Below are 23,180 nucleotides of genomic sequence, written 5' to 3'. Positions count from 1 at the left end.
GAATGATTGATGCAAAGCAATTAAACAGCTTAGCGTTAGCATATATGGGTGATGCGGTATATGAACAATATATCCGCTATCACCTACTTCAAAAAGGGAAGGTTCGTCCTAATCAGTTGCATCGATTAGGGACAAGCTTTGTTTCGGCAAAAGCACAGGCGAAAGTTGTTTATCATTTATTAGAGACAGCATTTTTAACTGAGGAAGAAGAGGCAGTACTAAGAAGAGGGCGTAATGCAAATTCAGGTACTGTTCCGAAAAATACAGATGTACAAACATATCGACATAGTACAGCCTTTGAAGCGTTAATTGGCTATCATCACTTATTAAATAATCGTGAAAGATTAGACGAAATTGTATATAAGGCAATTGCTGTTCTAGAAGAAAAGGAAGGGGGCACATCATCATGAGTAGTGAATATATTATCGGACGTAACCCTGTAATTGAAGCGTTACGATCAGGGAGAGATATTAATAAAATTTGGATCGCAGAAGGTGCTGCCAAAGGACAAGTACAAATTGTACTAGCACTAGCGAAAGAAAATAAAATTATTTTGCAACATGCACCAAAAAAGAAGTTAGATCAATTAGTTGAGGGGAACCATCAAGGTGTAATTGCTCAAGTGGCCGCATATCAATATGCGGAGCTAGAAGATCTATTTAAAGTAGCAGAGAAGCGTAACGAAGATCCGTTCTTCTTAATTCTAGATGAAATTGAAGACCCGCATAACCTAGGTTCTATTATGCGTACTGCGGACGCAACAGGGGCTCATGGAATTATAATTCCGAAAAGAAGAGCTGTGGGACTTACTGCATCAGTTGCGAAAGCATCTACTGGGGCAATTGAATATATTCCTGTTGCACGCGTAACGAATTTATCTCGTACAATCGATGAATTAAAAGAACGTGGACTTTGGATTGCTGGTACAGATGCAAAAGGGAAAACGGATTATCGTAATTTAGATGGTAAAATGCCAATTGGATTAGTAATTGGAAGTGAAGGAAAAGGTATGAGTCGTATTATTGGTGAAAAATGTGATTTCTTAATTACTTTACCGATGGTTGGTAAAGTTACATCCTTAAATGCTTCAGTGGCCGCAAGTTTGTTAATGTATGAGGTATATCGTAAACGTAACGAAATTGGTAAATAAAAAATGAACGATATTTTAATCGTTGACGGTTACAACATTATTGGAGCTTGGGGAGACTTGAAGAAACTACGGGATGTAGATTTGCAGTCATCAAGAGATGCACTGATTGATAAGATGGCGGATTACCAAGGTTATACAGGGACAAAGGTAATGATAGTTTTTGATGCGTATACAGTCCACGGTATTGAAAAAAAGATGAAACAATCGCGTGTGGAAGTTATATTCACGAGGAAGAATCAAACGGCAGATGAAAAGATAGAGCAACTTGCGATTGAACTTAGAAATATAAATACGCAAATATATGTTGCGACTTCTGATTATACGGAACAATGGGTTATATTTGCTCAAGGTGCGCTCCGGAAATCTGCGCGGGAATTAGAGTTGGAAGTACAAGCGATGGAGCAACAAGTAAGAAGGCGTACACAAGACACAAAAGAAAAGCAACCCGCCATGCGAAAGATATTTAGTAAAGATATTACAGAAAAGTTAGAAAAATTAAGAAGAGGAGAGCGTTGAAGCATTGACGCTCTTTGTCTTTTTACTGTATAATATTGCTAAATAAATAGCGGTCGGAGGGATCAAGGTGGAAGCAGGCTTCGTAAGTGTAGGCGACGTTACATTTCGTGATTTAGAAGATGAGGCAATCGTTGAGTTAGTTCGAAAAGGTAATACTGACGCTCTAGAATATTTGATTCACAAATATAAGAACTTTGTTCGCGCGAAATCGAGATCTTATTTCTTAGTGGGTGCCGATCGAGAAGATATTGTTCAAGAAGGTATGATTGGATTGTTTAAAGCGATTCGTGATTATAAGGAGGACAAGCTGTCTTCATTCAAAGCATTTGCTGAACTGTGTATCACTCGACAAATTATTACCGCTATTAAAACAGCAACCAGGCAAAAGCATATTCCGTTAAATTCATATGTGTCTTTAGATAAACCGATTTATGACGAGGAATCTGATCGGACATTATTAGATGTTATTTCGGAAGCGAAGGTAACTGATCCTGAAGAAATGATTATAAGTCAGGAAGAATATACAGACATAGAATCTAAAATATCTGAATTATTAAGCGATTTAGAAAGAAAAGTGCTTTCTTTATATCTAGACGGCCGTTCTTATCAAGAGATTTCGGAACAGTTAAATAGACATGTGAAATCTATTGATAACGCTTTACAGAGGGTGAAGCGGAAATTGGAACGATATATGGAAATGCGAGAGAGTACCACTTTAAATTCATAACAAGTACTACAGGTGTAAAAATCACCTGTTTTCTTTTTGTAGGGAGTACAAAAGGCATGACATTGACATTGTCTTTTATTGTATGATACATTTTTAGGGACATAATGTTACAAGGTTGGTGTAACTAATGAGGAAAAAAGTTGTACTCTCATGTGAAGAGTGTAAAAATCGAAACTACTCTACGATGAAAGATACGAGCTCAGTAGAGCGACTTGAAATAAAGAAATTTTGTAAAACATGCAATCAGCATACAGTTCACAAGGAAACAAAATAAATAATTGAAATAATACACTGGAGGTCCCGTAGATGCGTTTAACGAACTTTTTCGGCGATGTAGGTCGCGAAATGAAAAAAGTAAGTTGGCCTAAAAAAGATGAATTACTCCGTTCAACAGCGACTGTTATCGCTACAGTTGTCTTCTTTGCGATTTTCTTCGCAGTTGTTGATATGGGCATTTCTTCTTTAATTCGGTTAATTCTTGGTTAATTCTTGAATAAGAAGCACTTATCCATGATATAATGTTATTTATAAGAACTGTGTAAAAGCCCGGTGAACGGGTTTTTTCATTTGCGCAAAAAAATGTACGTCAGGGAGGGAAGGACGCTCGTCCTAAATGAATGGAAAAAAGTTGGTATGTTGTCCATACTTATTCTGGATATGAAAATAAAGTAAAAGCAAACCTAGAGAAACGTGTAGAATCAATGGGTATGCAAGATAAAATTTTCCGTGTTGTTGTCCCGGAAGAAGTAGAAGTAGAAATGAAAAATGGTAAAGAAAAATTAATGAAAAGAAAAGTGTTCCCAGGTTATGTATTAGTAGAATTAATCATGACTGATGACTCTTGGTATGTTGTACGTAACACACCAGGTGTAACTGGGTTCGTTGGTTCTTCTGGTTCTGGATCTAAACCATCACCTCTATTAGAAGAGGAAGTTGTTACCATTATGAAACATATGGGAATGGACAACGAGGTGGTTGATTTCGACTTTGAACTTCATGAGACAGTACGTGTAAATGAGGGGCCATTCGCAGATTATACAGGTGCTATCGAAGAAATTGATGTGGAGAAGAAGAAGGTTAGCGTGCTTGTGGACATGTTTGGTCGCGAGACTCCAGTTGAACTTGACTTCCATCAAATTGAAAAATTATAAAATGAAACTTGAAATGAATTGTAAAAAGTGATAATATCTTTTAAGTCAGTACGTCTTCGTTATCGGAGACGTTTTTTGAAAGATTTTATCCTTAGAGATAAAATATGACGTGGGAGGGCAAATCACTGTCCAATTGACCACATCACGGACTTAAGGAGGTGTGTCTCGTGGCTAAAAAGGTAATTAAAATGGTAAAGCTTCAAATTCCTGCAGGTAAAGCTAACCCAGCTCCACCAGTTGGTCCAGCATTAGGACAAGCAGGTGTTAACATCATGGGCTTCTGTAAAGAGTTTAACGCTCGTACAGCAGATCAAGCTGGTCTTATCATCCCTGTTGAAATTACGGTATTTGAGGACCGTTCATTCACTTTCATTACTAAAACTCCTCCTGCTGCTGTTCTTCTTAAGAAAGTAGCTGGTATTGAGTCTGGTTCTGGTGAACCAAACCGTAATAAAGTGGCAACTGTTAAGCGTGATAAAGTACGCGAAATCGCTGAAACTAAAATGCCTGACCTAAACGCTGCTAGCGTAGAAGCTGCAATGCGTATGGTTGAAGGTACTGCACGCAGTATGGGCATCGTTATCGAAGACTAATTCGATTTGTTTTTTAAAAAAGGTTGCGGGTCTGGAATTCCAATTCGCAACCTTTATTATCGTAAATGATTATCGTTTTTAAATAAATGGGTGGCGCGCATCCTCAGGTTATACCTGAAAATAAGCGTAAACGTGGGAGGTTATTCCGCTAAAACCACATTCGAGGAGGAAATAAAAATGGCTAAAAGAGGTAAAAAGTACGTAGAAGCTGCAAAGCTTGTTGATCGTGCAGCTGCTTACTCTGCAACAGAAGCAGTAGAATTAGTAAAGAAAACAAACACAGCTAAATTTGATGCAACTGTAGAAGCTGCATTCCGTTTAGGTGTTGACCCTAAGAAAGCTGACCAACAAATCCGTGGTGCAGTTGTTCTTCCACACGGTACTGGTAAAGTGCAACGTGTATTAGTATTCGCTAAAGGTGAAAAAGCTAAAGAAGCTGAAGCTGCTGGAGCTGACTTCGTAGGCGATGCTGATTACATCGGTAAAATCCAACAAGGTTGGTTCGATTTCGATGTAGTAGTAGCAACTCCTGATATGATGGGTGAAGTTGGTAAACTTGGTCGCGTATTAGGACCTAAAGGTTTAATGCCAAACCCTAAAACTGGAACAGTTACTTTCGATGTAACTAAAGCTGTTAACGAAATCAAAGCTGGTAAAGTTGAATACCGCGTTGATAAAGCTGGTAACATCCACGTTCCAATCGGTAAAGTATCTTTCGAAGATGCTAAATTAGTAGAAAACTTCAGAACAATCGCTGACACTTTACAAAAAGTTAAGCCAGCTGCTGCAAAAGGTACTTACATGAAGAACGTAACAGTTGCTTCTACAATGGGACCTGGCGTACGTGTAGACGTTTCTACATTAGCGTAAATTTTGGAAGTTGACTTCATAAAGAAGTTTTAATATAATCATTTATGTTGTGAATTTAATTAGTGTACCGTAGACAGTAGGTGTCAATAGACTTAATTTCCTACCTAGGTGTTAATATACGAAGCGGAATTTTTTTCTGTGACTATATGCCTCCATGTCTACAAGTTGGGCATGGAGGTTTTTAGTGCACTTTCGGTACATCTTCTATATAATCTACAGGAGGTGTAATAACATGAGCAAAGTAATCGAAACTAAACAACAAGTTGTAACTGAAATCGCGGACAAACTTCGCGCTAGTAAATCTACAATCGTTGTTGACTACCGTGGTTTAACAGTTTCTGAAGCAACAGAATTACGTAAGCAATTACGTGAAGCTGGCGTTGAGTTCAAAGTTTACAAAAACTCTCTAACTCGTCGTGCTGCAGAATCTGCTGAAATGGCTGAGTTAAATGAATTCTTAACAGGACCAAACGCAATCGCGTTCAGTAACGAGGATGTAGTTGCTCCTGCGAAAGTATTAAACGACTTCGCTAAAGATCATGAAGCTTTAGAAATTAAAGCGGGCGTAATCGAAGGTAAACTTGTAACACTTGATGAGGTTAAAGCTATCGCTACTCTTCCATCACGTGAAGGCTTACTTTCTATGCTTCTTAGCGTTCTTCAAGCTCCAATCCGTAACCTTGCACTTGCTACTAAAGCAGTTGCAGACCAAAAGGAAGAGCAAGGCGCTTAATTTTTTAAAAGATAATTACGTATTATCGATAAAACAATACAAACCTATTTAAGGGAGGATATTTACAATGACTAAAGAACAAATCATTGAAGCAGTTAAATCTATGACTGTATTAGAACTTAACGACTTAGTAAAAGCTATCGAGGAAGAATTCGGCGTAACTGCTGCTGCTCCTGTAGCTGTTGCTGGTGGCGCTGGAGAAGCTGCTGCTGAGAAAACTGAATTTGATGTGGAACTAACTAGCGCTGGTGCACAAAAAATCAAAGTTATCAAAGTTGTTCGTGAAATCACTGGTCTTGGCTTAAAAGAAGCTAAAGAATTAGTTGACAACACTCCAAAAGTAATCAAAGAAGCTGCTGCTAAAGAAGAAGCTGAAGAAATCAAAGCTAAACTTGAAGAAGTTGGCGCTGCTGTAGAAGTTAAGTAATTAACTTTTGATGCTTTAAAAAAAGCTCGCTCTCATGCGAGCTTTTTTTTTAACTGTAAAGAAAAGAGGTGGCCATATGGCAGACCATTATTTTTCTAACGACCCTTCTAGTAAAAGTGATCGTAAGCGATGGGAATTTACGCTTCGTGGATCTCAATTTACTTTCTTATCTGACCGTGGGGTGTTCTCGAAAAACGAAGTGGACTTTGGTTCTCGTCTTTTAATTGAAGCGTTTCAAGTGCCAGATATTAAAGGTGACATATTAGACGTAGGTTGTGGATATGGACCAATTGGTTTATCGTTGGCGAAAGAGTTTCAAGACCGTAAAGTTCACATGGTGGATGTGAATGAAAGGGCACTTGAGCTTGCAAAAGAAAATGCCGCTAACAATAGAATTGGAAATGTGCACATTTTTCAAAGTAGCGTCTATGAAAATGTAGATGGTATGTATGCTGCTATTCTATCTAATCCTCCAATTCGTGCAGGTAAAGATATCGTGCATGAGATTTTAGAAAAAGCTGTAGAACATTTAGTTCCAGGTGGAGAGTTGTGGATTGTTATTCAAAAGAAACAAGGTGCACCATCTGCGCTGAAGAAACTAGAAGAAGTGTTTTCTGAAGTCGAAGTTGTAGAAAAGAAAAAAGGATATTATATCATAAAATCAAAAAAACGTTGACGGTTATTTTTGGCTATGTTAACATTATACAATGCCAATATATGATTTTCTGCGTTGAGAAAGATGTATATTTTTGTTTCTCTTGGAAAAGATAGTAAAATCAGCAGATTATGAAACAGAATGATGGTTTTCTTATAGAAGCCATTTTTCTTTTTTGAACAGGTAGAAAGACTCAACGTATTTATCTTTAAGAGAAAAAAGACTACGCTAAATAGCAGTAGTTGTATTTATTTGTGATTTTGCACAAATTTTTTTGTGCATTTATAATACTCATGATTTGAGGGGTGAAGCAGTTGACAGGTCAACTAGTTCAATACGGACGCCACCGCCAACGAAGAAGTTATGCCCGTATTAGTGAAGTATTAGAGTTACCAAATCTTATCGAAATTCAAACCTCTTCTTATCAGTGGTTTCTTGATGAGGGTTTGCGAGAAATGTTCCAAGACATTTCTCCGATTGAAGACTTTACGGGAAATCTATCGCTTGAATTTATCGACTACAGCTTAGGTGAACCTAAATACTCTGTAGACGAATGCAAAGAGCGTGATGTGACGTATGCAGCACCACTTCGTGTAAAAGTGCGTCTAATCAACAAGGAAACTGGTGAAGTAAAAGAACAAGATGTGTTCATGGGAGATTTCCCACTCATGACAGAGACTGGAACATTCGTAATTAACGGTGCAGAACGTGTTATCGTTTCCCAGTTAGTTCGCTCTCCAAGCGTATACTATAGTGGCAAAGTGGATAAAAACGGAAAACGTGGTTTTACTGCTACTGTAATTCCAAACCGCGGAGCTTGGTTAGAGTATGAGACAGATGCTAAGGATGTTGTATATGTGCGTATTGACCGTACGCGTAAACTTCCTGTAACTGTTTTGTTACGCGCATTAGGGTTTGGCTCTGATCAAGAAATCACCGAGCTTTTAGGTGATAACGAATACTTAAGCAACACATTAGAAAAAGACAACACAGATAGCACAGAAAAAGCATTGCTTGAAATTTATGAGCGCCTACGTCCTGGTGAACCACCAACAGTAGAAAATGCTAAGAGCTTACTTGTGTCTCGTTTCTTTGATCCAAAGCGCTACGATTTAGCAAATGTAGGTCGCTACAAGATCAACAAAAAGTTACACATTAAAAACAGATTGTTTAATCAACGTTTAGCTGAAACATTAGTGGATCCAGAAACTGGTGAAATTTTAGCGGCAGAAGGAACAATCTTAGATCGTCGTACACTTGATCGCATTTTACCTTACTTAGAGAAAAACATTGGATTCAAAACAGCGAAACCAATGGGTGGAGTGGTAGAAGGCGATGTTGAGCTGCAATCTATTAAGATTTATGCTCCTGAGTCAGAAGGCGAGCGCGTAATTAACGTAATTGGTAATGCAAATATTACTCGCGATGTAAAACACATCACACCAGGTGATATCCTTGCTTCTATCAGTTACTTCTTCAACCTACTATATAAAGTAGGGGATACAGATGATATCGACCACTTAGGAAACCGTCGTCTGCGTTCTGTTGGAGAACTATTACAAAATCAATTCCGTATCGGTCTTTCTCGTATGGAACGTGTTGTTCGTGAGAGAATGTCGATCCAAGATACAAATGCAATTACACCACAGGCATTAATTAATATTCGTCCTGTTATTGCATCTATTAAAGAGTTCTTCGGAAGTTCTCAGTTATCTCAGTTCATGGACCAAACAAATCCGTTAGCAGAGTTAACTCACAAACGAAGATTATCTGCATTAGGACCTGGTGGTTTAACGCGTGAGCGCGCAGGCTTTGAAGTACGTGACGTTCACTACTCTCACTATGGTCGTATGTGTCCGATTGAAACACCAGAGGGACCAAACATCGGTTTGATTAACTCATTATCTTCGTTCGCGAAAGTAAATGAGTTTGGTTTCATTGAAACACCATACCGTCGTGTTGACCCAGAAACTGGTCTTGTAACAGGGCATGTTGATTATTTAACAGCAGATGAAGAAGATAATTATGTTGTAGCCCAAGCGAATATGAAATTATCTGAAGAAGGAGAATTCCTTGATGAAGATATCGTAGCTCGTTTCCGTGGTGAAAACATTGTCACAAATAAAGAACGCATCGACTACATGGATGTATCACCAAAACAAGTAGTGTCGGCAGCGACAGCTTGTATTCCGTTCTTAGAAAACGATGACTCTAACCGCGCACTTATGGGAGCGAACATGCAACGTCAGGCGGTTCCGTTAATGAATCCGGAATCTCCGATTGTAGGTACAGGTATGGAGTACGTATCAGCAAAAGACTCAGGTGCTGCAGTAATCTGTAAACACCCTGGTGTTGTTGAACGAGTAGAAGCACGTGAAGTTTGGGTACGTCGCTATGTAGAAGTTGACGGTCAAACAATAAAAGGCGACTTAGATCGCTACAAAATGCAAAAATTCATTCGTTCTAACCAAGGAACTTGCTACAACCAACGTCCAATCGTAAGTGTTGGAAATGAAGTTGTAAAAGGTGAAATCCTTGCGGATGGTCCTTCTATGGAATTAGGTGAACTAGCACTTGGACGTAACGTGCTTGTTGGCTTCATGACTTGGGACGGTTATAACTACGAGGATGCGATCATTATGAGTGAGCGCCTTGTAAAAGATGATGTGTACACTTCTATTCATATTGAAGAATATGAGTCAGAAGCTCGTGATACGAAGCTTGGACCAGAAGAAATTACACGTGACATTCCAAACGTTGGGGAAGATGCATTACGCAACCTTGACGAGCGCGGTATCATTCGCGTTGGTGCGGAAGTAAAAGATGGAGATTTACTTGTTGGTAAAGTAACACCTAAAGGTGTAACAGAATTAACAGCTGAAGAACGTCTATTACATGCTATCTTTGGAGAAAAAGCGCGTGAAGTACGTGATACATCACTACGTGTACCACACGGTGGTGGCGGTATTATCTTAGACGTAAAAGTATTCAACCGTGAAGATGGCGACGAATTGCCACCAGGCGTGAATCAACTTGTGCGTGCATATATCGTTCAAAAACGTAAAATTTCTGAAGGTGACAAGATGGCCGGACGTCACGGTAACAAAGGTGTTATCTCTCGTATTTTACCAGAAGAAGATATGCCTTACTTACCAGACGGTACGCCAATCGATATCATGTTAAACCCATTAGGGGTACCATCTCGTATGAATATCGGTCAGGTATTAGAGCTTCATCTTGGTATGGCAGCAAGATACCTTGGCATTCACATTGCAACACCAGTATTCGATGGTGCTCGTGAGGAAGATGTTTGGGGCACAATTGAAGAAGCTGGTATGGCAAATGACGCGAAAACAATCCTGTATGACGGACGTACTGGTGAACCATTCGATAACCGTGTATCTGTTGGTGTCATGTATATGATCAAACTTGCGCACATGGTTGACGATAAACTTCATGCTCGTTCTACTGGACCATACTCACTTGTAACGCAGCAGCCTCTTGGAGGTAAAGCTCAGTTCGGTGGACAGCGTTTCGGTGAGATGGAGGTTTGGGCACTTGAAGCTTATGGTGCTGCTTATACTCTTCAAGAAATCTTAACAGTGAAGTCTGATGATGTTGTTGGACGTGTTAAGACGTATGAAGCAATTGTTAAAGGCGAAAATGTTCCAGAACCAGGCGTTCCTGAATCATTCAAAGTATTGATTAAAGAGCTGCAAAGTTTAGGTATGGACGTTAAAATGATGTCTAGCGACGATACAGAAATTGAAATGCGTGATACGGAAGATGACGATGATCATCAATCAGCAGACAAATTGAATGTCGAAGTTGAGACAACTAAGGAATAATTGGGATAACCTGTAGACTAAAAGGGAGGTAGGCCCCTTGATAGATGTAAATAACTTTGAATATATGAAGATTGGACTTGCTTCACCTGACAAGATTCGTTCTTGGTCATACGGTGAAGTTAAGAAACCAGAAACAATTAACTATCGTACGTTAAAGCCTGAAAAAGATGGCTTGTTCTGTGAGCGTATTTTCGGACCACAAAAGGACTGGGAATGTCATTGCGGAAAATACAAACGTGTACGTTATAAAGGTGTAGTTTGTGATCGATGTGGCGTTGAAGTAACGCGTGCGAAAGTGCGTCGTGAACGTATGGGTCATATCGAATTAGCTGCTCCTGTATCTCATATTTGGTATTTCAAAGGTATCCCGAGCCGCATGGGACTTGTCTTAGACATGTCCCCTCGCGCGCTTGAAGAAGTAATTTATTTCGCTTCTTATGTTGTAACAGAAAGTGGAGATACACCACTTGATAAGAAGCAATTACTTTCTGAAAAAGAATACCGTGCATATCGTGATCGATATGGTAGCACATTCCAAGCTGCTATGGGTGCAGAAGCGATTAAAAAGCTATTACAAGACATCGATTTAGATAAAGAAGTAGACTTCTTAAAAGAAGAATTAAAAACAGCACAAGGACAACGCCGTACTCGTGCTATTAAACGTCTAGAAGTATTAGAAGCATTCCGTAACTCTGGAAATGAGCCATCTTGGATGATCTTAGATGTTCTACCAGTAATCCCACCAGAACTACGCCCAATGGTACAGTTAGATGGTGGACGTTTTGCTACTTCTGACTTAAACGACTTATACCGTCGTGTAATTAACCGTAACAACCGTTTAAAACGTCTATTGGACTTAGGTGCACCAAGCATTATCGTTCAGAACGAAAAACGTATGTTACAAGAAGCTGTAGACGCATTAATCGATAATGGTCGTCGTGGCCGTCCAGTTACTGGACCAGGTAACCGTCCATTAAAATCACTATCTCACATGCTTAAAGGTAAACAAGGACGCTTCCGTCAAAACTTATTAGGTAAACGTGTTGACTACTCTGGTCGTTCTGTAATCGTTGTAGGACCGAACTTAAAGATGTACCAATGTGGATTACCAAAAGAGATGGCGCTTGAACTGTTCAAACCTTTCGTAATGAAAGAGTTAGTTGAAAAAGGATTAGCACACAACATTAAGAGTGCGAAACGTAAAATCGAGCGTGTACAACCTGAAGTTTGGGACGTTTTAGAATCTGTGATTAAAGAACATCCAGTACTTCTAAACCGCGCACCAACACTTCACCGTCTTGGTATTCAGGCGTTTGAACCTACATTAGTAGAAGGTCGCGCAATCCGTCTTCACCCACTTGTATGTACTGCATACAACGCGGACTTTGACGGTGACCAAATGGCCGTTCACGTACCTTTATCATCAGAAGCACAAGCAGAAGCTCGTCTTCTTATGTTAGCGGCACAAAACATCTTGAACCCGAAAGACGGTAAACCAGTTGTTACTCCATCTCAGGATATGGTATTAGGTAACTACTACTTAACACTTGAGCGTGAAGGTGCAATCGGTGAAGGTATGGTCTTCAAAGATGCGAACGAGGCATTACTTGCATACCAAAATGGATATGTACATCTTCATACACGTGTTGCAGTAGCTGCAAGCGCAGTAAACAACGCAACATTTACTGAAGAACAAAAGAGTATGCTTCTATTAACAACAGTTGGTAAATTAATATTTAACGAAATCTTACCAGAGTCGTTCCCTTATATTAATGAACCAACAAATTCAAACCTTGAAAAAGAAACACCAGCGAAATATTTCGTTGAAAAAGGTGCGAACATTAAAGAGATTATTGCTAGTCGCGAAGAAGTGGCGCCATTCAGCAAGAAAATCCTTGGTAACATCATTGCGGAAGTGTTTAAACGTTTCAAAATTACAGAAACGTCTCGCATGCTTGACCGTATGAAAAACTTAGGATTCAAGTACTCTACAAAAGCTGGTATTACAGTTGGGGTATCTGACATTCTTGTATTAGGTGAAAAAGATGAAATTCTCCACGAAGCACAAGCAAAAGTAGATAATGTAATTAAACAATTCCGTCGCGGTTTAATCACGGAAGAAGAACGTTACGATCGCGTTATCTCTATTTGGAGTAATGCAAAAGATGTTATCCAAGGAAAACTGATGAAATCCTTGAATAAACGCAACCCAATCTTCATGATGAGTGATTCCGGTGCCCGTGGTAACGCATCGAACTTTACTCAGCTTGCTGGTATGCGTGGTCTGATGGCCAATCCATCTGGTCGTATCATCGAACTTCCAATCAAATCAAGTTTCCGTGAAGGTTTAACAGTACTTGAGTACTTCATCTCTACGCATGGTGCGCGTAAAGGTCTTGCCGATACAGCACTGAAAACTGCCGATTCTGGTTACTTAACACGTCGTCTTGTTGACGTTGCACAAGATGTAATCGTTCGTGAAGATGATTGTGGAACAGATCGCGGTTTATTAATTGGTGCGATTAAAGAGGGTAATGAAGTTATCGAGTCATTATATGATCGTCTTGTTGGACGTTTTGCAAGAAAAACTGTAAAACATCCTGAAACAGGTGAAGTATTAGTTGCTGAAAATCAATTAATTACTGAAGATATCGCTCATATCGTTGAAAATTCGGGTGTTGAAACTGTAAACATTCGTTCAGCGTTCACGTGTAACACTCGCCACGGTGTATGTAAGAAGTGTTACGGTCGTAACTTAGCAACTGGAACAGACGTAGAGGTAGGGGAAGCGGTAGGTATTATCGCAGCTCAATCTATCGGTGAGCCAGGTACACAGTTAACGATGCGTACGTTCCATACAGGTGGGGTTGCCGGAGATGATATCACTCAAGGTTTACCTCGTATCCAAGAGATCTTCGAAGCTCGTAATCCGAAAGGTCAGGCAGTTATCAGTGAAATCGACGGTGTTATCGCAGCGATCAACGATGTTAAAGATCGTCAAGAAGTAGTTGTACAGGGTGAAGTTGAAACTCGTACGTATGCTATTCCTTACGGTGCTCGTCTGAAAGTAATTCCAGGACAGCAAATTAGCCACGGTAAAGAGTTAACAGAAGGTTCTATTGATCCGAAAGAATTACTAAAAGTAACGGACATTACGGCAGTTCAAGAATACTTATTACGTGAAGTTCAAAAAGTATACCGTATGCAAGGGGTAGAAATTGGTGACAAACACGTAGAAGTAATGGTACGCCAAATGTTACGTAAAGTTCGTGTAAGTGATGCAGGTGAAACAGATGTATTACCAGGAACATTACTAGATATCCATCAGTTTACTGATGCTAATGCGAAGGTGTTACTACAAGGTAAACAACCAGCAACAGCTAGACCTGTTCTACTTGGTATTACAAAAGCTTCACTTGAAACAGATTCATTCTTATCTGCAGCATCGTTCCAAGAAACAACTCGTGTCTTAACTGATGCAGCAATTAAGGGTAAACGTGATGAGCTTCTAGGATTGAAAGAAAATGTTATTATCGGTAAACTTGTTCCTGCTGGAACAGGTATGAATCGTTATCGCAAAGTGGATCTTGTTAAAACAACACAAGATGACATGAATGTAGAAAACGATGAAGTTTATGTGGAACAGTAAAATTTTCCGTCGTAAATTTTGTATAAAAACAGTTAATCCTAGTTGACATTGTATGAGTCAAAATGTTACTATAAGCAAGGTTGCTCCTGAACGATGCTTTGGAGGATATTTATATGTCTTATCAAAAAGTGTCAAATGCTGAAAATGTGGTCGTTGGTCATAAACGCACATTGGAAGCAATCAAAAATGGTATAGTTAAAGAAGTTGTCATTGCAGAAGATGCTGATATGCGGTTAACCCATGTTATCATTCGTACTGCATTGCAACATAACATACCCATAACAAAAGTTGAATCAGTTCGTAAACTTGGAAAAGTTGCGGGGATTCAAGTGGGAGCTTCAGCAATAGGAATAATAAGTTAAAACTGTTTTTGTGAGGAGAGAGCATTTGCTCTCCCTTGCAAAAACTTTGTTTTCAACTAATAATGAACCACCTGGATATGTGGTCATACAAACATGCGAAGGGAGGATAATCAAATGCCTACTATTAACCAATTAGTGAGAAATGGTCGTACTGATAAAGTATGGAAATCTAAATCACCTGCGTTAAACAAAGGTTTTAACTCTTTAAAGAAAAAATCAACTGATATCTCTGCACCTCAAAAACGTGGTGTATGTACTCGTGTTGGTACAATGACTCCAAAGAAACCAAACTCAGCGTTACGTAAATATGCTCGTGTTCGTTTAACAAATGGTATTGAGGTAACAGCATACATCCCAGGTATCGGTCACAACTTACAAGAGCACAGCGTAGTATTAATTCGCGGTGGTCGTGTAAAAGACTTACCAGGGGTACGTTACCACATCGTTCGTGGTGCGCTTGATACAGCTGGTGTTGACAAGCGTATGCAAGGCCGTTCTAAATACGGTACTAAAAAGCCAAAAGCGGCTAAGAAATAATAACTTTTTAATGAAAGGAGGAACTCAATATGCCTCGTAAAGGACCTGTTGCAAAACGTGACGTGTTACCAGATCCAATGTACAATTCAAAGCTAGTAACACGCCTTATCAACAAAATGATGGTTGACGGTAAAAAAGGTAAATCTCAAACAATTCTTTATAATGCGTTCGATATCGTAAGCGAACGTACTGGTAAAGAGCCAATGGAAGTATTCGAGCAAGCTCTTAAGAACATTATGCCTGTTCTTGAAGTACGCGCTCGTCGTGTTGGTGGTGCTAACTACCAAGTTCCAGTTGAGGTTCGTCCAGAACGCCGTACAACTTTAGGTCTTCGTTGGTTAGTAAACTACGCTCGTCTTCGTGGTGAAAAAACTATGGAAGAGCGTCTTGCTAACGAAATCTTAGATGCAGCTAACAACGCTGGTGCATCTGTTAAGAAACGTGAAGACACTCATAAAATGGCAGAAGCTAACAAAGCATTTGCTCATTACCGTTGGTAGGATACAACGTAAAATAAATGTAAGCATAGACCGCTTTATTTGTCGCTTATGGAAGTGTGGAGAGGGAGAATGCCTCTCCCTTTCAATGGCGCTCGTTTTACATAATGAGAGTACTGGACATACTGACATATGTAACAATATAAAGTGGCTTTTTTGCTACTTAAAATAAAAAATCCAATCCATATATGGAAGGAGCAAGACACCAAATGGGAAGAGAGTTCTCTTTAGAAAACACTCGTAATATTGGTATCATGGCTCACATCGATGCTGGTAAAACAACAGCTACTGAGCGTATTCTGTACTACACAGGACGTATTCATAAAATCGGTGAAACTCACGAAGGTGCATCTCAGATGGACTGGATGGAGCAAGAGCAAGAGCGTGGTATCACAATTACTTCTGCTGCAACTACAGCACAATGGAAAGGTCACCGTGTAAACATCATTGACACTCCAGGTCACGTAGACTTCACAGTAGAAGTAGAACGTTCTTTACGCGTACTTGATGGCGCGGTAGCAGTACTTGATGCACAATCTGGTGTTGAACCACAAACAGAAACTGTTTGGCGTCAGGCTACTACTTATGGCGTACCTCGTATCGTATTCGTTAACAAAATGGATAAGATTGGTGCGGACTTCTTATACTCTGTAGGAACAATCCACGATCGTTTACAAGCAAACGCACATCCAATTCAGTTACCAATCGGTGCTGAAGATGAGTTCAATGGTATCATTGACCTTGTTGAAGAATGTGCTTACATGTACGGTAACGATTTAGGAACAGACATTCAACGTGTTGAGATTCCTGAAGAGCACAAAGAACTAGCTGAAGAATACCGTGGAAAACTTATCGAAGCGGTAGCTGAGCTAGATGAAGAAATGATGATGAAGTACCTAGAAGGTGAAGAAATCACTGTAGAAGAGCTTAAAGCTGGTATCCGTAAGGCTACAACTTCTGTAGAATTCTTCCCAGTAATCTGTGGTTCTGCATTCAAAAACAAAGGTGTTCAAATTCTGTTAGACGCAGTTATCGACTACCTACCATCTCCATTAGACGTACCTGCTATTAAAGGTATCGTTCCTGATACAGATGAAGAAGTAGAACGTAAGTCTAGCGATGAAGAGCCTTTCTCAGCATTAGCATTCAAAATCATGACTGACCCTTATGTTGGTAAGTTAACGTTCTTCCGTGTGTACTCTGGTGTGTTAAACTCTGGATCATACGTGAAAAACTCAACTAAAGGTAAGCGTGAGCGTGTAGGTCGTATCCTACAAATGCACGCTAACAGCCGTGAAGAGATCTCAACAGTTTACGCTGGTGACATCGCTGCTGCTGTAGGTTTAAAAGATACTACTACTGGTGATACTCTTTGTGACGAGAAGAGCCTTGTTATCCTTGAGTCTATGGAATTCCCAGAGCCAGTTATCTCTGTAGCTATCGAACCAAAATCTAAAGCTGACCAAGATAAAATGGGTACAGCATTAGCTAAGCTTTCTGAAGAAGATCCAACATTCCGCGCTCACACTGACCAAGAAACTGGCCAAACAATCATCGCTGGTATGGGTGAACTTCACCTTGATATCATCGTTGACCGTATGCGCCGTGAGTTCAAAGTTGAAGCAAACGTTGGTGCTCCTCAGGTAGCATACCGTGAGACTTTCCGCTCTGCTGCGAAAGTTGAAGGTAAGTTCGCTCGTCAATCTGGTGGACGTGGACAATTCGGACACGTTTGGATTGAGTTTGAACCTAACGAAGAAGGTAAAGGATTCGAATTCGAAAACAAGATCGTCGGTGGTGTTGTTCCACGTGAATACATCCCAGCTGTAGGCGCAGGTCTTGAAGATGCACTTAAAAATGGTGTACTTGCTGGATATCCAGTAGTAGACATTAAAGCTGCATTAGTTGACGGATCTTACCATGATGTCGATTCATCTGAGATGGCGTTCAAAATCGCTGCATCTATGGCACTTAAAGCTGCGGTTTCTAAATGTAACCCAGTAATCCTTGAGCCAATGATGAAAGTTGAAGTTGTAATTCCTGAAGAGTACATGGGTGACATTATGGGTGACGTAACATCTCGTCGTGGACGTGTAGAAGGTATGGAAGCTCGCGGTAACGCTCAAGTTGTTCGCGCTATGGTTCCACTTTCTGAAATGTTCGGTTATGCAACGTCATTACGTTCTAACACTCAAGGACGCGGAACATTCTCTATGGTGTTTGACCACTATGAAGAAGTACCAAAGTCTGTTTCTGAAGAAATTATCAAAAAAAATAAAGGTGAATAATTGATTTTTATCGATTGTTCAAGTATAACTACTTATGTAAGCTTAGAAAGTGGGACGCAAGTTTCGCTTTCTAGACTAAATATAAAATAACCTATATAAACTAAGGAGGAATTTAGAATGGCTAAAGCTAAATTCGAACGTTCTAAACCCCATGTTAACATCGGTACAATCGGCCACGTTGACCATGGTAAAACTACATTAACTGCTGCGATCACTACAGTTCTTGCAAAAGCTGGTGGTGCTGAAGCACGCGGATACGATCAAATCGATGCTGCTCCAGAAGAAAGAGAGCGCGGTATCACAATCTCAACTGCACACGTTGAGTACGAAACTGAAACTCGTCACTATGCACACGTTGACTGCCCAGGTCACGCTGACTATGTTAAAAACATGATCACTGGTGCTGCTCAAATGGACGGCGGTATCTTAGTAGTATCTGCTGCTGATGGCCCAATGCCTCAAACTCGTGAGCACATCCTTCTTTCTCGTCAAGTAGGTGTACCTTACATCGTTGTATTCTTAAACAAATGCGACATGGTAGACGACGAAGAATTATTAGAATTAGTAGAAATGGAAGTTCGCGACCTATTATCTGAATACGGATTCCCAGGCGACGACATTCCTGTAATCAAAGGTTCTGCTCTTAAAGCTCTTCAAGGAGAAGCTGATTGGGAAGCAAAAATCATTGAATTAATGGCTGAAGTTGATGCTTACATCCCAACTCCAGAACGTGAAACTGACAAACCATTCTTAATGCCTGTAGAGGATGTATTCTCTATCACAGGTCGTGGTACAGTTGCTACTGGTCGTGTTGAGCGCGGTATCGTTAAAGTTGGTGACGTTGTAGAAATCATCGGTCTTGCTGAAGAAAATGCTTCTACAACTGTAACTGGTGTAGAAATGTTCCGTAAACTTCTTGACCAAGCTCAAGCTGGTGACAACATCGGTGCTTTACTTCGTGGGGTTGCTCGTGAAGACATCCAACGTGGACAAGTACTTGCAAAAAGCGGTTCTGTAAAAGCTCACGCTAAATTCAAAGCTGAAGTTTTCGTATTATCTAAAGAAGAAGGTGGACGTCACACTCCATTCTTCGCTAACTACCGTCCACAGTTCTACTTCCGTACAACTGACGTAACTGGTATCATCCAATTACCAGAAGGTACTGAAATGGTAATGCCTGGTGACAACGTAGAAATGACTATCGAACTTATCGCTCCAATCGCTATCGAAGAGGGAACTAAATTCTCTATTCGTGAAGGTGGACGTACAGTAGGTTACGGCGTAGTTGCTACTATCGTTGAGTAATCTTAACTGATATAAAAAACCCCGAGGGATTTTCCCTTGGGGTTTTTGTTTGCATTTATATAATGAACAAAATGATTGTTTCATATTTTGACGAGTTTCTTCTATAGTAATGTAAAATCATCAAAACTGAAATCCAGAAACTGTAAAATGAATTCTGCTAGATGAAAACTTGAAATTCTTTAAAGTGCCATGTATAATAGCAAAAGTAGAGAAAAGCAGATGCAAACAAAAAGATGCTTGCATCTAGACGAATAACATTGTATAATAGACAATGTTGGTCTTTGACTGCGATGAAGTGGAAGGTTGCTGACACACCCGGCCGCTTTGCCATGGCATGGTGTGAGGAAATTTCCATGGAGAAGGTCTATTTTAGAAATAGGCGAACGAAGGAGGGAAAATAATGGCAAAAGAAAAAATTCGTATCCGTTTAAAAGCTTACGATCACCGTATTCTTGATCAGTCAGCTGAGAAAATTGTAGAAACAGCTAAGCGTTCTGGGGCAACAGTTTCTGGTCCGATCCCATTACCAACTGAAAAAACTGTTTACACAATTCTTCGTGCTGTTCATAAGTACAAAGATTCTCGTGAGCAATTCGAAATGCGCACGCACAAACGTCTAATCGACATCGTGAGCCCTACTCCACAAACAGTAGATTCATTAATGCGTTTAGACTTACCATCTGGTGTAGATATCGAAATCAAACTATAATTTATATAACTTAAAAATGTAGGAGGTGTAACTCATGACCAAAGGAATCTTAGGAAGAAAGATCGGTATGACTCAAGTATTTGCTGAGAACGGTGAGTTAATCCCAGTAACAGTTATCGCTGCTAATCCAAACGTTGTTCTTCAAAAGAAAACAACTGAAACTGATGGCTACAACGCAATTCAGTTAGGATTTGAAGATAAGCGTGAAAAGTTAACTAACAAACCTGAACAAGGCCACACTGCTAAAGCATCTACAACTCCTAAGCGCTTCATTCGCGAAATCCGCGATGCAGACGTGGACGGATTAGAGGTTGGTCAAGAGGTAAAAGTTGACGTATTCGCTACAGGTGAAATCGTTGATGTAACAGGAATTTCTAAAGGTAAAGGTTTCCAAGGTGTTATCAAACGCCACGGACAATCTCGCGGACCTATGTCTCATGGTTCTCGCTATCACCGTCGTCCAGGTTCAATGGGCCCAGTTGCTCCGAACCGTGTATTCAAAGGCAAAAAACTTGCTGGACGTATGGGTGGAGACCAAGTTACTATCCAAAACTTAGAAATCGTTCAAGTTGACACTGAGCGCAACTTATTACTAGTAAAAGGTAACGTTCCAGGTGCTAAGAAATCTCTTGTAGTTGTTCAAGGCGCTGTGAAGGTTAGCAAATAATTCACAATAGGAAGGAGGAATTCCAATGCCAAAAGTTACTGTATATAACCAAACTGGTTCACAGGTTGGTGAAATCGAATTAGCTGAAGCTATTTTCGGTATCGAACCAAATGAAGCTGTACTTTTCGAAGCTGTAATGATGCAACGTGCATCTTTACGTCAAGGTACACACAAAGTAAAAACTCGCTCTGAAGTTCGCGGTGGTGGTCGTAAACCATGGCGTCAAAAAGGAACTGGACGTGCTCGTCAAGGGTCTATCCGCTCTCCTCAATGGCGTGGTGGTGGTACGGTATTCGGACCTACACCAAGAAGCTATGCGTACAAACTTCCTAAGAAAGTTCGTCGTTTAGCAATCAAATCTGCATTAGCTACTAAAGTAGTTGAGAACAACATTGTAGTTCTTGAAGACCTAGTGTTAAATGCACCAAAAACAAAAGATATGCTAGCAGTACTTAAAGGATTAACTGTTGAGAAGAAAGCTCTTATCGTAACTGCTGATGCAAACGAATCTGTAGAGTTATCTGCTCGCAATATCCCTGGAGTAACAGTAATCACTGCTGATGGCGTAAACGTTTTAGACGTGCTTCATCATGATAAGCTAATCATGACAAAAGCGGCAGTGGAAAAAGTAGAGGAGGTGCTTGCATAATGAGAGATCCTCGTGATATCATTAAGCGCCCAGTTATCACTGAACGTTCTATGGAAATGATGGCTGAAAAAAAATACACGTTCGATGTGGACGTTAAATCTAATAAAACAGAAGTTAAAGATGCTCTAGAAGCGATCTTTGGTGTTAAAGTAGAAAAAGTGAACATCATGAACTACAAGCCGAAAGCAAAACGCGTTGGTCGTCACGCTGGTTTTACTAGCCGTCGTCGTAAAGCAATCGTTAAGCTAACTGCTGACAGCAAAGAAATCGAAATCTTCCAAGGCGTTTAATTCTTACTAAAGAAGGAGGGAAATTGAGATGGGAATTAAAAAGTATAATCCAACTACTAACGGTCGTCGTAACATGACTACGAATGATTTCGCTGAAATCACGACTGACAGACCCGAAAAGTCTTTACTTGCTCCTTTAAGCAAAAAGGCTGGTCGTAATAACCAAGGTAAAATCACTGTACGTCATCAAGGTGGCGGACATAAGCGTCAATACCGTATCATCGACTTCAAACGTAACAAAGATGGAATTCCAGGACGCGTTGCTACGATCGAATACGATCCAAACCGCTCTGCGAATATCGCATTAATTAACTACGTTGACGGTGAAAAACGTTACATTCTTGCTCCTAAGAACTTAGAAGTAGGTATGGAAATTATGTCTGGCGCTGAAGCTGACATTAAAATCGGTAACGCATTACCATTAATCAACATTCCAGTAGGTACTGTTGTTCATAACATCGAGCTTAAACCAGGTCGTGGTGGACAATTAGTTCGTTCTGCTGGTACATCTGCACAAGTACTTGGTAAAGAAGGTAAATACGTTCTTGTACGTTTAACTTCTGGTGAAGTGCGTCTTGTATTATCTGCTTGTCGTGCAACTGTAGGTCAAGTTGGTAACGAGTCACACGAACTTATCAAGATCGGTAAAGCTGGTCGCTCTCGCTGGTTAGGTAAGCGCCCAACTGTTCGTGGTTCTGTAATGAACCCAGTTGATCACCCACACGGTGGTGGTGAAGGACGTTCACCAATCGGACGTAAGTCTCCAATGTCTCCATGGGGTAAACCAACTCTTGGATTCAAAACTCGTAAGAAAAACAAAGCGTCTGACAAATTCATCGTTCGTCGTCGTAAAAAATAATGGGATTGTAGTACGGTTCACTTTAAGAACCGTACGGCAATCACGAAGGGAGGCACCAAAATGGCTCGTAGCTTGAAAAAAGGACCATTTGTCGATGATCATTTAATGAGTAAAATTGCAAAGCTAAATGAAACTGAGCAAAAGCAAGTTGTTAAAACTTGGTCTCGTCGTTCAACGATCTTCCCTCAGTTCATCGGTCACACAATCGCTGTATATGACGGTCGTAAACATGTACCTGTATATGTTACTGAAGACATGGTAGGCCACAAGTTAGGTGAATTCGCACCAACTCGTACGTATAAAGGTCATGATGCTGACGATAAGAAAACTAGAAGATAATGAGAGGAGGCACTTCAATGCAAGCTAAAGCAGTAGCGAGAACAGTTCGTATTGCTCCTCGTAAAGTTCGTTTAGTTGTAGACTTAATCCGAGGTAAGCAAGTGGGTGAAGCGATTGCTATCCTTAACCACACACCAAAAACTGCTTCTCCAGTTGTAGAAAAAGTTTTAAAATCTGCAATCGCAAATGCAGAGCACAATTATGAAATGGACATTAACAACCTAGTTGTTGAGAAAGTTTTCGTTGACGAAGGTCCAACGTTAAAACGTTTCCGTCCACGTGCAATGGGTCGTGCAAGCCAAATTAACAAACGCACAAGCCACATCACAGTTGTGGTATCAGAAAAGAAGGAGGGATAA

26 protein-coding genes and 1 other annotated feature are annotated in these 23,180 nt (G+C 40.2%); all 26 genes read left to right on the top strand.

Annotated elements, in window-relative coordinates; genetic code table 11:
• The first annotated feature begins 2 nt into the window (after positions 1-2).
• The 26 genes from MR083_RS11875 (at position 3) to rplV (ending at position 23,180) form a co-directional block, all read left to right on the top strand.
• On the top strand, positions 3-410 hold the full coding sequence (locus tag MR083_RS11875; RefSeq protein WP_000564261.1) for a Mini-ribonuclease 3: 408 nt from the start codon (positions 3-5) through the stop codon (positions 408-410).
• Positions 407-1,150, top strand: coding sequence for a 23S rRNA (guanosine(2251)-2'-O)-methyltransferase RlmB (rlmB, locus tag MR083_RS11870; RefSeq protein ID WP_000093759.1), 744 nt, complete (start codon positions 407-409; stop codon positions 1,148-1,150). Before MR083_RS11875 ends, rlmB begins: the two co-directional genes overlap by 4 nt.
• A 3-nt stretch (positions 1,151-1,153) precedes the next feature.
• Positions 1,154-1,666: an NYN domain-containing protein gene (locus tag MR083_RS11865; protein ID WP_000997883.1), complete on the top strand. Its 513-nt coding sequence runs from the start codon at positions 1,154-1,156 to the stop codon at positions 1,664-1,666.
• 67 nt (positions 1,667-1,733) lie between these two features.
• The gene (locus tag MR083_RS11860) at positions 1,734-2,393 is read left to right on the top strand and encodes an RNA polymerase factor sigma-70 (RefSeq protein ID WP_000387198.1); all 660 of its coding nucleotides are present in this window, start codon (positions 1,734-1,736) and stop codon (positions 2,391-2,393) included.
• Positions 2,394-2,520: 127 nt separating this feature from the next.
• Positions 2,521-2,667, top strand: a complete 147-nt coding sequence (gene rpmG, locus MR083_RS11855) for a 50S ribosomal protein L33 (protein WP_002070160.1) — start codon at positions 2,521-2,523, stop codon at positions 2,665-2,667.
• Between the two features lie 32 nt (positions 2,668-2,699).
• The gene (gene secE, locus MR083_RS11850) at positions 2,700-2,879 is read left to right on the top strand and encodes a preprotein translocase subunit SecE (protein WP_001241321.1); all 180 of its coding nucleotides are present in this window, start codon (positions 2,700-2,702) and stop codon (positions 2,877-2,879) included.
• A 131-nt stretch (positions 2,880-3,010) separates the two neighbouring features.
• Entirely contained in the window at positions 3,011-3,544 is a 534-nt protein-coding gene (gene nusG, locus MR083_RS11845; protein WP_000415794.1) for a transcription termination/antitermination protein NusG, read from the top strand.
• 167 nt (positions 3,545-3,711) lie between these two features.
• The gene (gene rplK / locus MR083_RS11840) at positions 3,712-4,137 is read left to right on the top strand and encodes a 50S ribosomal protein L11 (protein WP_001085872.1); all 426 of its coding nucleotides are present in this window, start codon (positions 3,712-3,714) and stop codon (positions 4,135-4,137) included.
• A gap of 177 nt (positions 4,138-4,314) precedes the next feature.
• Positions 4,315-5,007: a 50S ribosomal protein L1 gene (rplA, locus tag MR083_RS11835; RefSeq protein WP_002020168.1), complete on the top strand. Its 693-nt coding sequence runs from the start codon at positions 4,315-4,317 to the stop codon at positions 5,005-5,007.
• Between the two features lie 49 nt (positions 5,008-5,056).
• Positions 5,057-5,200 (top strand) — a sequence feature (ribosomal protein L10 leader region).
• Between the two features lie 39 nt (positions 5,201-5,239).
• On the top strand, positions 5,240-5,740 hold the full coding sequence (rplJ, locus tag MR083_RS11830; RefSeq protein ID WP_000048716.1) for a 50S ribosomal protein L10: 501 nt from the start codon (positions 5,240-5,242) through the stop codon (positions 5,738-5,740).
• 67 nt (positions 5,741-5,807) lie between these two features.
• Positions 5,808-6,167, top strand: a complete 360-nt coding sequence (gene rplL, locus MR083_RS11825; RefSeq protein WP_000159736.1) for a 50S ribosomal protein L7/L12 — start codon at positions 5,808-5,810, stop codon at positions 6,165-6,167.
• Between the two features lie 76 nt (positions 6,168-6,243).
• Positions 6,244-6,843: a class I SAM-dependent methyltransferase gene (locus MR083_RS11820; protein WP_000763282.1), complete on the top strand. Its 600-nt coding sequence runs from the start codon at positions 6,244-6,246 to the stop codon at positions 6,841-6,843.
• Between the two features lie 293 nt (positions 6,844-7,136).
• Positions 7,137-10,670, top strand: a complete 3,534-nt coding sequence (gene rpoB, locus MR083_RS11815) for a DNA-directed RNA polymerase subunit beta (RefSeq protein ID WP_242269350.1) — start codon at positions 7,137-7,139, stop codon at positions 10,668-10,670.
• Positions 10,671-10,707: 37 nt separating this feature from the next.
• Positions 10,708-14,319 carry a DNA-directed RNA polymerase subunit beta' gene (gene rpoC / locus MR083_RS11810; protein ID WP_000567938.1) on the top strand — a complete coding sequence of 1,204 codons (3,612 nt, stop codon included), beginning with the start codon at positions 10,708-10,710 and terminating at the stop codon, positions 14,317-14,319.
• A 113-nt stretch (positions 14,320-14,432) separates the two neighbouring features.
• Complete coding sequence (locus MR083_RS11805; protein ID WP_000121830.1) at positions 14,433-14,681, top strand: 50S ribosomal protein L7ae-like protein; 249 nt, start codon at positions 14,433-14,435, stop codon at positions 14,679-14,681.
• Positions 14,682-14,795: 114 nt separating this feature from the next.
• Complete coding sequence (gene rpsL / locus MR083_RS11800; RefSeq protein ID WP_001142340.1) at positions 14,796-15,218, top strand: 30S ribosomal protein S12; 423 nt, start codon at positions 14,796-14,798, stop codon at positions 15,216-15,218.
• 29 nt (positions 15,219-15,247) lie between these two features.
• Positions 15,248-15,718: a 30S ribosomal protein S7 gene (gene rpsG, locus MR083_RS11795; RefSeq protein ID WP_001137493.1), complete on the top strand. Its 471-nt coding sequence runs from the start codon at positions 15,248-15,250 to the stop codon at positions 15,716-15,718.
• 206 nt (positions 15,719-15,924) lie between these two features.
• Positions 15,925-18,003 (top strand): elongation factor G, encoded by a 2,079-nt coding sequence (gene fusA / locus MR083_RS11790; protein ID WP_000532231.1) that lies wholly within the window; start codon positions 15,925-15,927, stop codon positions 18,001-18,003.
• A 117-nt stretch (positions 18,004-18,120) separates the two neighbouring features.
• Positions 18,121-19,308 (top strand): elongation factor Tu, encoded by a 1,188-nt coding sequence (gene tuf, locus MR083_RS11785; protein WP_001029615.1) that lies wholly within the window; start codon positions 18,121-18,123, stop codon positions 19,306-19,308.
• 400 nt (positions 19,309-19,708) lie between these two features.
• The gene (gene rpsJ / locus MR083_RS11780) at positions 19,709-20,017 is read left to right on the top strand and encodes a 30S ribosomal protein S10 (RefSeq protein ID WP_001040596.1); all 309 of its coding nucleotides are present in this window, start codon (positions 19,709-19,711) and stop codon (positions 20,015-20,017) included.
• A 34-nt stretch (positions 20,018-20,051) separates the two neighbouring features.
• Entirely contained in the window at positions 20,052-20,684 is a 633-nt protein-coding gene (gene rplC, locus MR083_RS11775) for a 50S ribosomal protein L3 (RefSeq protein ID WP_000160207.1), read from the top strand.
• 25 nt (positions 20,685-20,709) lie between these two features.
• Positions 20,710-21,333 (top strand): 50S ribosomal protein L4, encoded by a 624-nt coding sequence (gene rplD / locus MR083_RS11770; protein WP_001127258.1) that lies wholly within the window; start codon positions 20,710-20,712, stop codon positions 21,331-21,333.
• Entirely contained in the window at positions 21,333-21,623 is a 291-nt protein-coding gene (gene rplW / locus MR083_RS11765; RefSeq protein ID WP_001205558.1) for a 50S ribosomal protein L23, read from the top strand. The genes rplD and rplW overlap by 1 nt, the downstream gene beginning before the upstream one ends.
• 28 nt (positions 21,624-21,651) lie before the next feature.
• Complete coding sequence (rplB, locus tag MR083_RS11760) at positions 21,652-22,482, top strand: 50S ribosomal protein L2 (RefSeq protein ID WP_000511580.1); 831 nt, start codon at positions 21,652-21,654, stop codon at positions 22,480-22,482.
• Between the two features lie 60 nt (positions 22,483-22,542).
• Complete coding sequence (rpsS, locus tag MR083_RS11755; RefSeq protein ID WP_000124453.1) at positions 22,543-22,821, top strand: 30S ribosomal protein S19; 279 nt, start codon at positions 22,543-22,545, stop codon at positions 22,819-22,821.
• A 17-nt stretch (positions 22,822-22,838) separates the two neighbouring features.
• A complete protein-coding gene (gene rplV / locus MR083_RS11750; protein ID WP_001148024.1) occupies positions 22,839-23,180 on the top strand; it encodes a 50S ribosomal protein L22 in 342 nt (113 codons plus the stop codon).

It is taken from the genome of Bacillus cereus group sp. BfR-BA-01408, assembly GCF_022663305.1.
GTDB lineage: Bacteria > Bacillota > Bacilli > Bacillales > Bacillaceae_G > Bacillus_A > Bacillus_A pacificus.
Note: the sequence above shows the minus strand (reverse complement) of the source record. Positions and strands in the feature narration are given on the sequence as shown.

Coding starts and splice junctions, on each gene's coding strand:
- MR083_RS11865 (WP_000997883.1), top strand. CDS start 1,154: ATGAACGATATTTTAATCGTTGACGGTTACAACATTATTGGAGCTTGG.
- secE (WP_001241321.1), top strand. CDS start 2,700: ATGCGTTTAACGAACTTTTTCGGCGATGTAGGTCGCGAAATGAAAAAA.
- tuf (WP_001029615.1), top strand. CDS start 18,121: ATGGCTAAAGCTAAATTCGAACGTTCTAAACCCCATGTTAACATCGGT.
- rplJ (WP_000048716.1), top strand. CDS start 5,240: ATGAGCAAAGTAATCGAAACTAAACAACAAGTTGTAACTGAAATCGCG.
- rplV (WP_001148024.1), top strand. CDS start 22,839: ATGCAAGCTAAAGCAGTAGCGAGAACAGTTCGTATTGCTCCTCGTAAA.
- rplL (WP_000159736.1), top strand. CDS start 5,808: ATGACTAAAGAACAAATCATTGAAGCAGTTAAATCTATGACTGTATTA.
- nusG (WP_000415794.1), top strand. CDS start 3,011: ATGGAAAAAAGTTGGTATGTTGTCCATACTTATTCTGGATATGAAAAT.
- rplW (WP_001205558.1), top strand. CDS start 21,333: ATGAGAGATCCTCGTGATATCATTAAGCGCCCAGTTATCACTGAACGT.
- rlmB (WP_000093759.1), top strand. CDS start 407: ATGAGTAGTGAATATATTATCGGACGTAACCCTGTAATTGAAGCGTTA.
- MR083_RS11805 (WP_000121830.1), top strand. CDS start 14,433: ATGTCTTATCAAAAAGTGTCAAATGCTGAAAATGTGGTCGTTGGTCAT.
- MR083_RS11820 (WP_000763282.1), top strand. CDS start 6,244: ATGGCAGACCATTATTTTTCTAACGACCCTTCTAGTAAAAGTGATCGT.
- MR083_RS11875 (WP_000564261.1), top strand. CDS start 3: ATGATTGATGCAAAGCAATTAAACAGCTTAGCGTTAGCATATATGGGT.
- fusA (WP_000532231.1), top strand. CDS start 15,925: ATGGGAAGAGAGTTCTCTTTAGAAAACACTCGTAATATTGGTATCATG.
- rplC (WP_000160207.1), top strand. CDS start 20,052: ATGACCAAAGGAATCTTAGGAAGAAAGATCGGTATGACTCAAGTATTT.
- rplB (WP_000511580.1), top strand. CDS start 21,652: ATGGGAATTAAAAAGTATAATCCAACTACTAACGGTCGTCGTAACATG.
- rpsL (WP_001142340.1), top strand. CDS start 14,796: ATGCCTACTATTAACCAATTAGTGAGAAATGGTCGTACTGATAAAGTA.
- rplA (WP_002020168.1), top strand. CDS start 4,315: ATGGCTAAAAGAGGTAAAAAGTACGTAGAAGCTGCAAAGCTTGTTGAT.
- rpmG (WP_002070160.1), top strand. CDS start 2,521: ATGAGGAAAAAAGTTGTACTCTCATGTGAAGAGTGTAAAAATCGAAAC.
- rpsS (WP_000124453.1), top strand. CDS start 22,543: ATGGCTCGTAGCTTGAAAAAAGGACCATTTGTCGATGATCATTTAATG.
- rplD (WP_001127258.1), top strand. CDS start 20,710: ATGCCAAAAGTTACTGTATATAACCAAACTGGTTCACAGGTTGGTGAA.
- rpsG (WP_001137493.1), top strand. CDS start 15,248: ATGCCTCGTAAAGGACCTGTTGCAAAACGTGACGTGTTACCAGATCCA.
- rpsJ (WP_001040596.1), top strand. CDS start 19,709: ATGGCAAAAGAAAAAATTCGTATCCGTTTAAAAGCTTACGATCACCGT.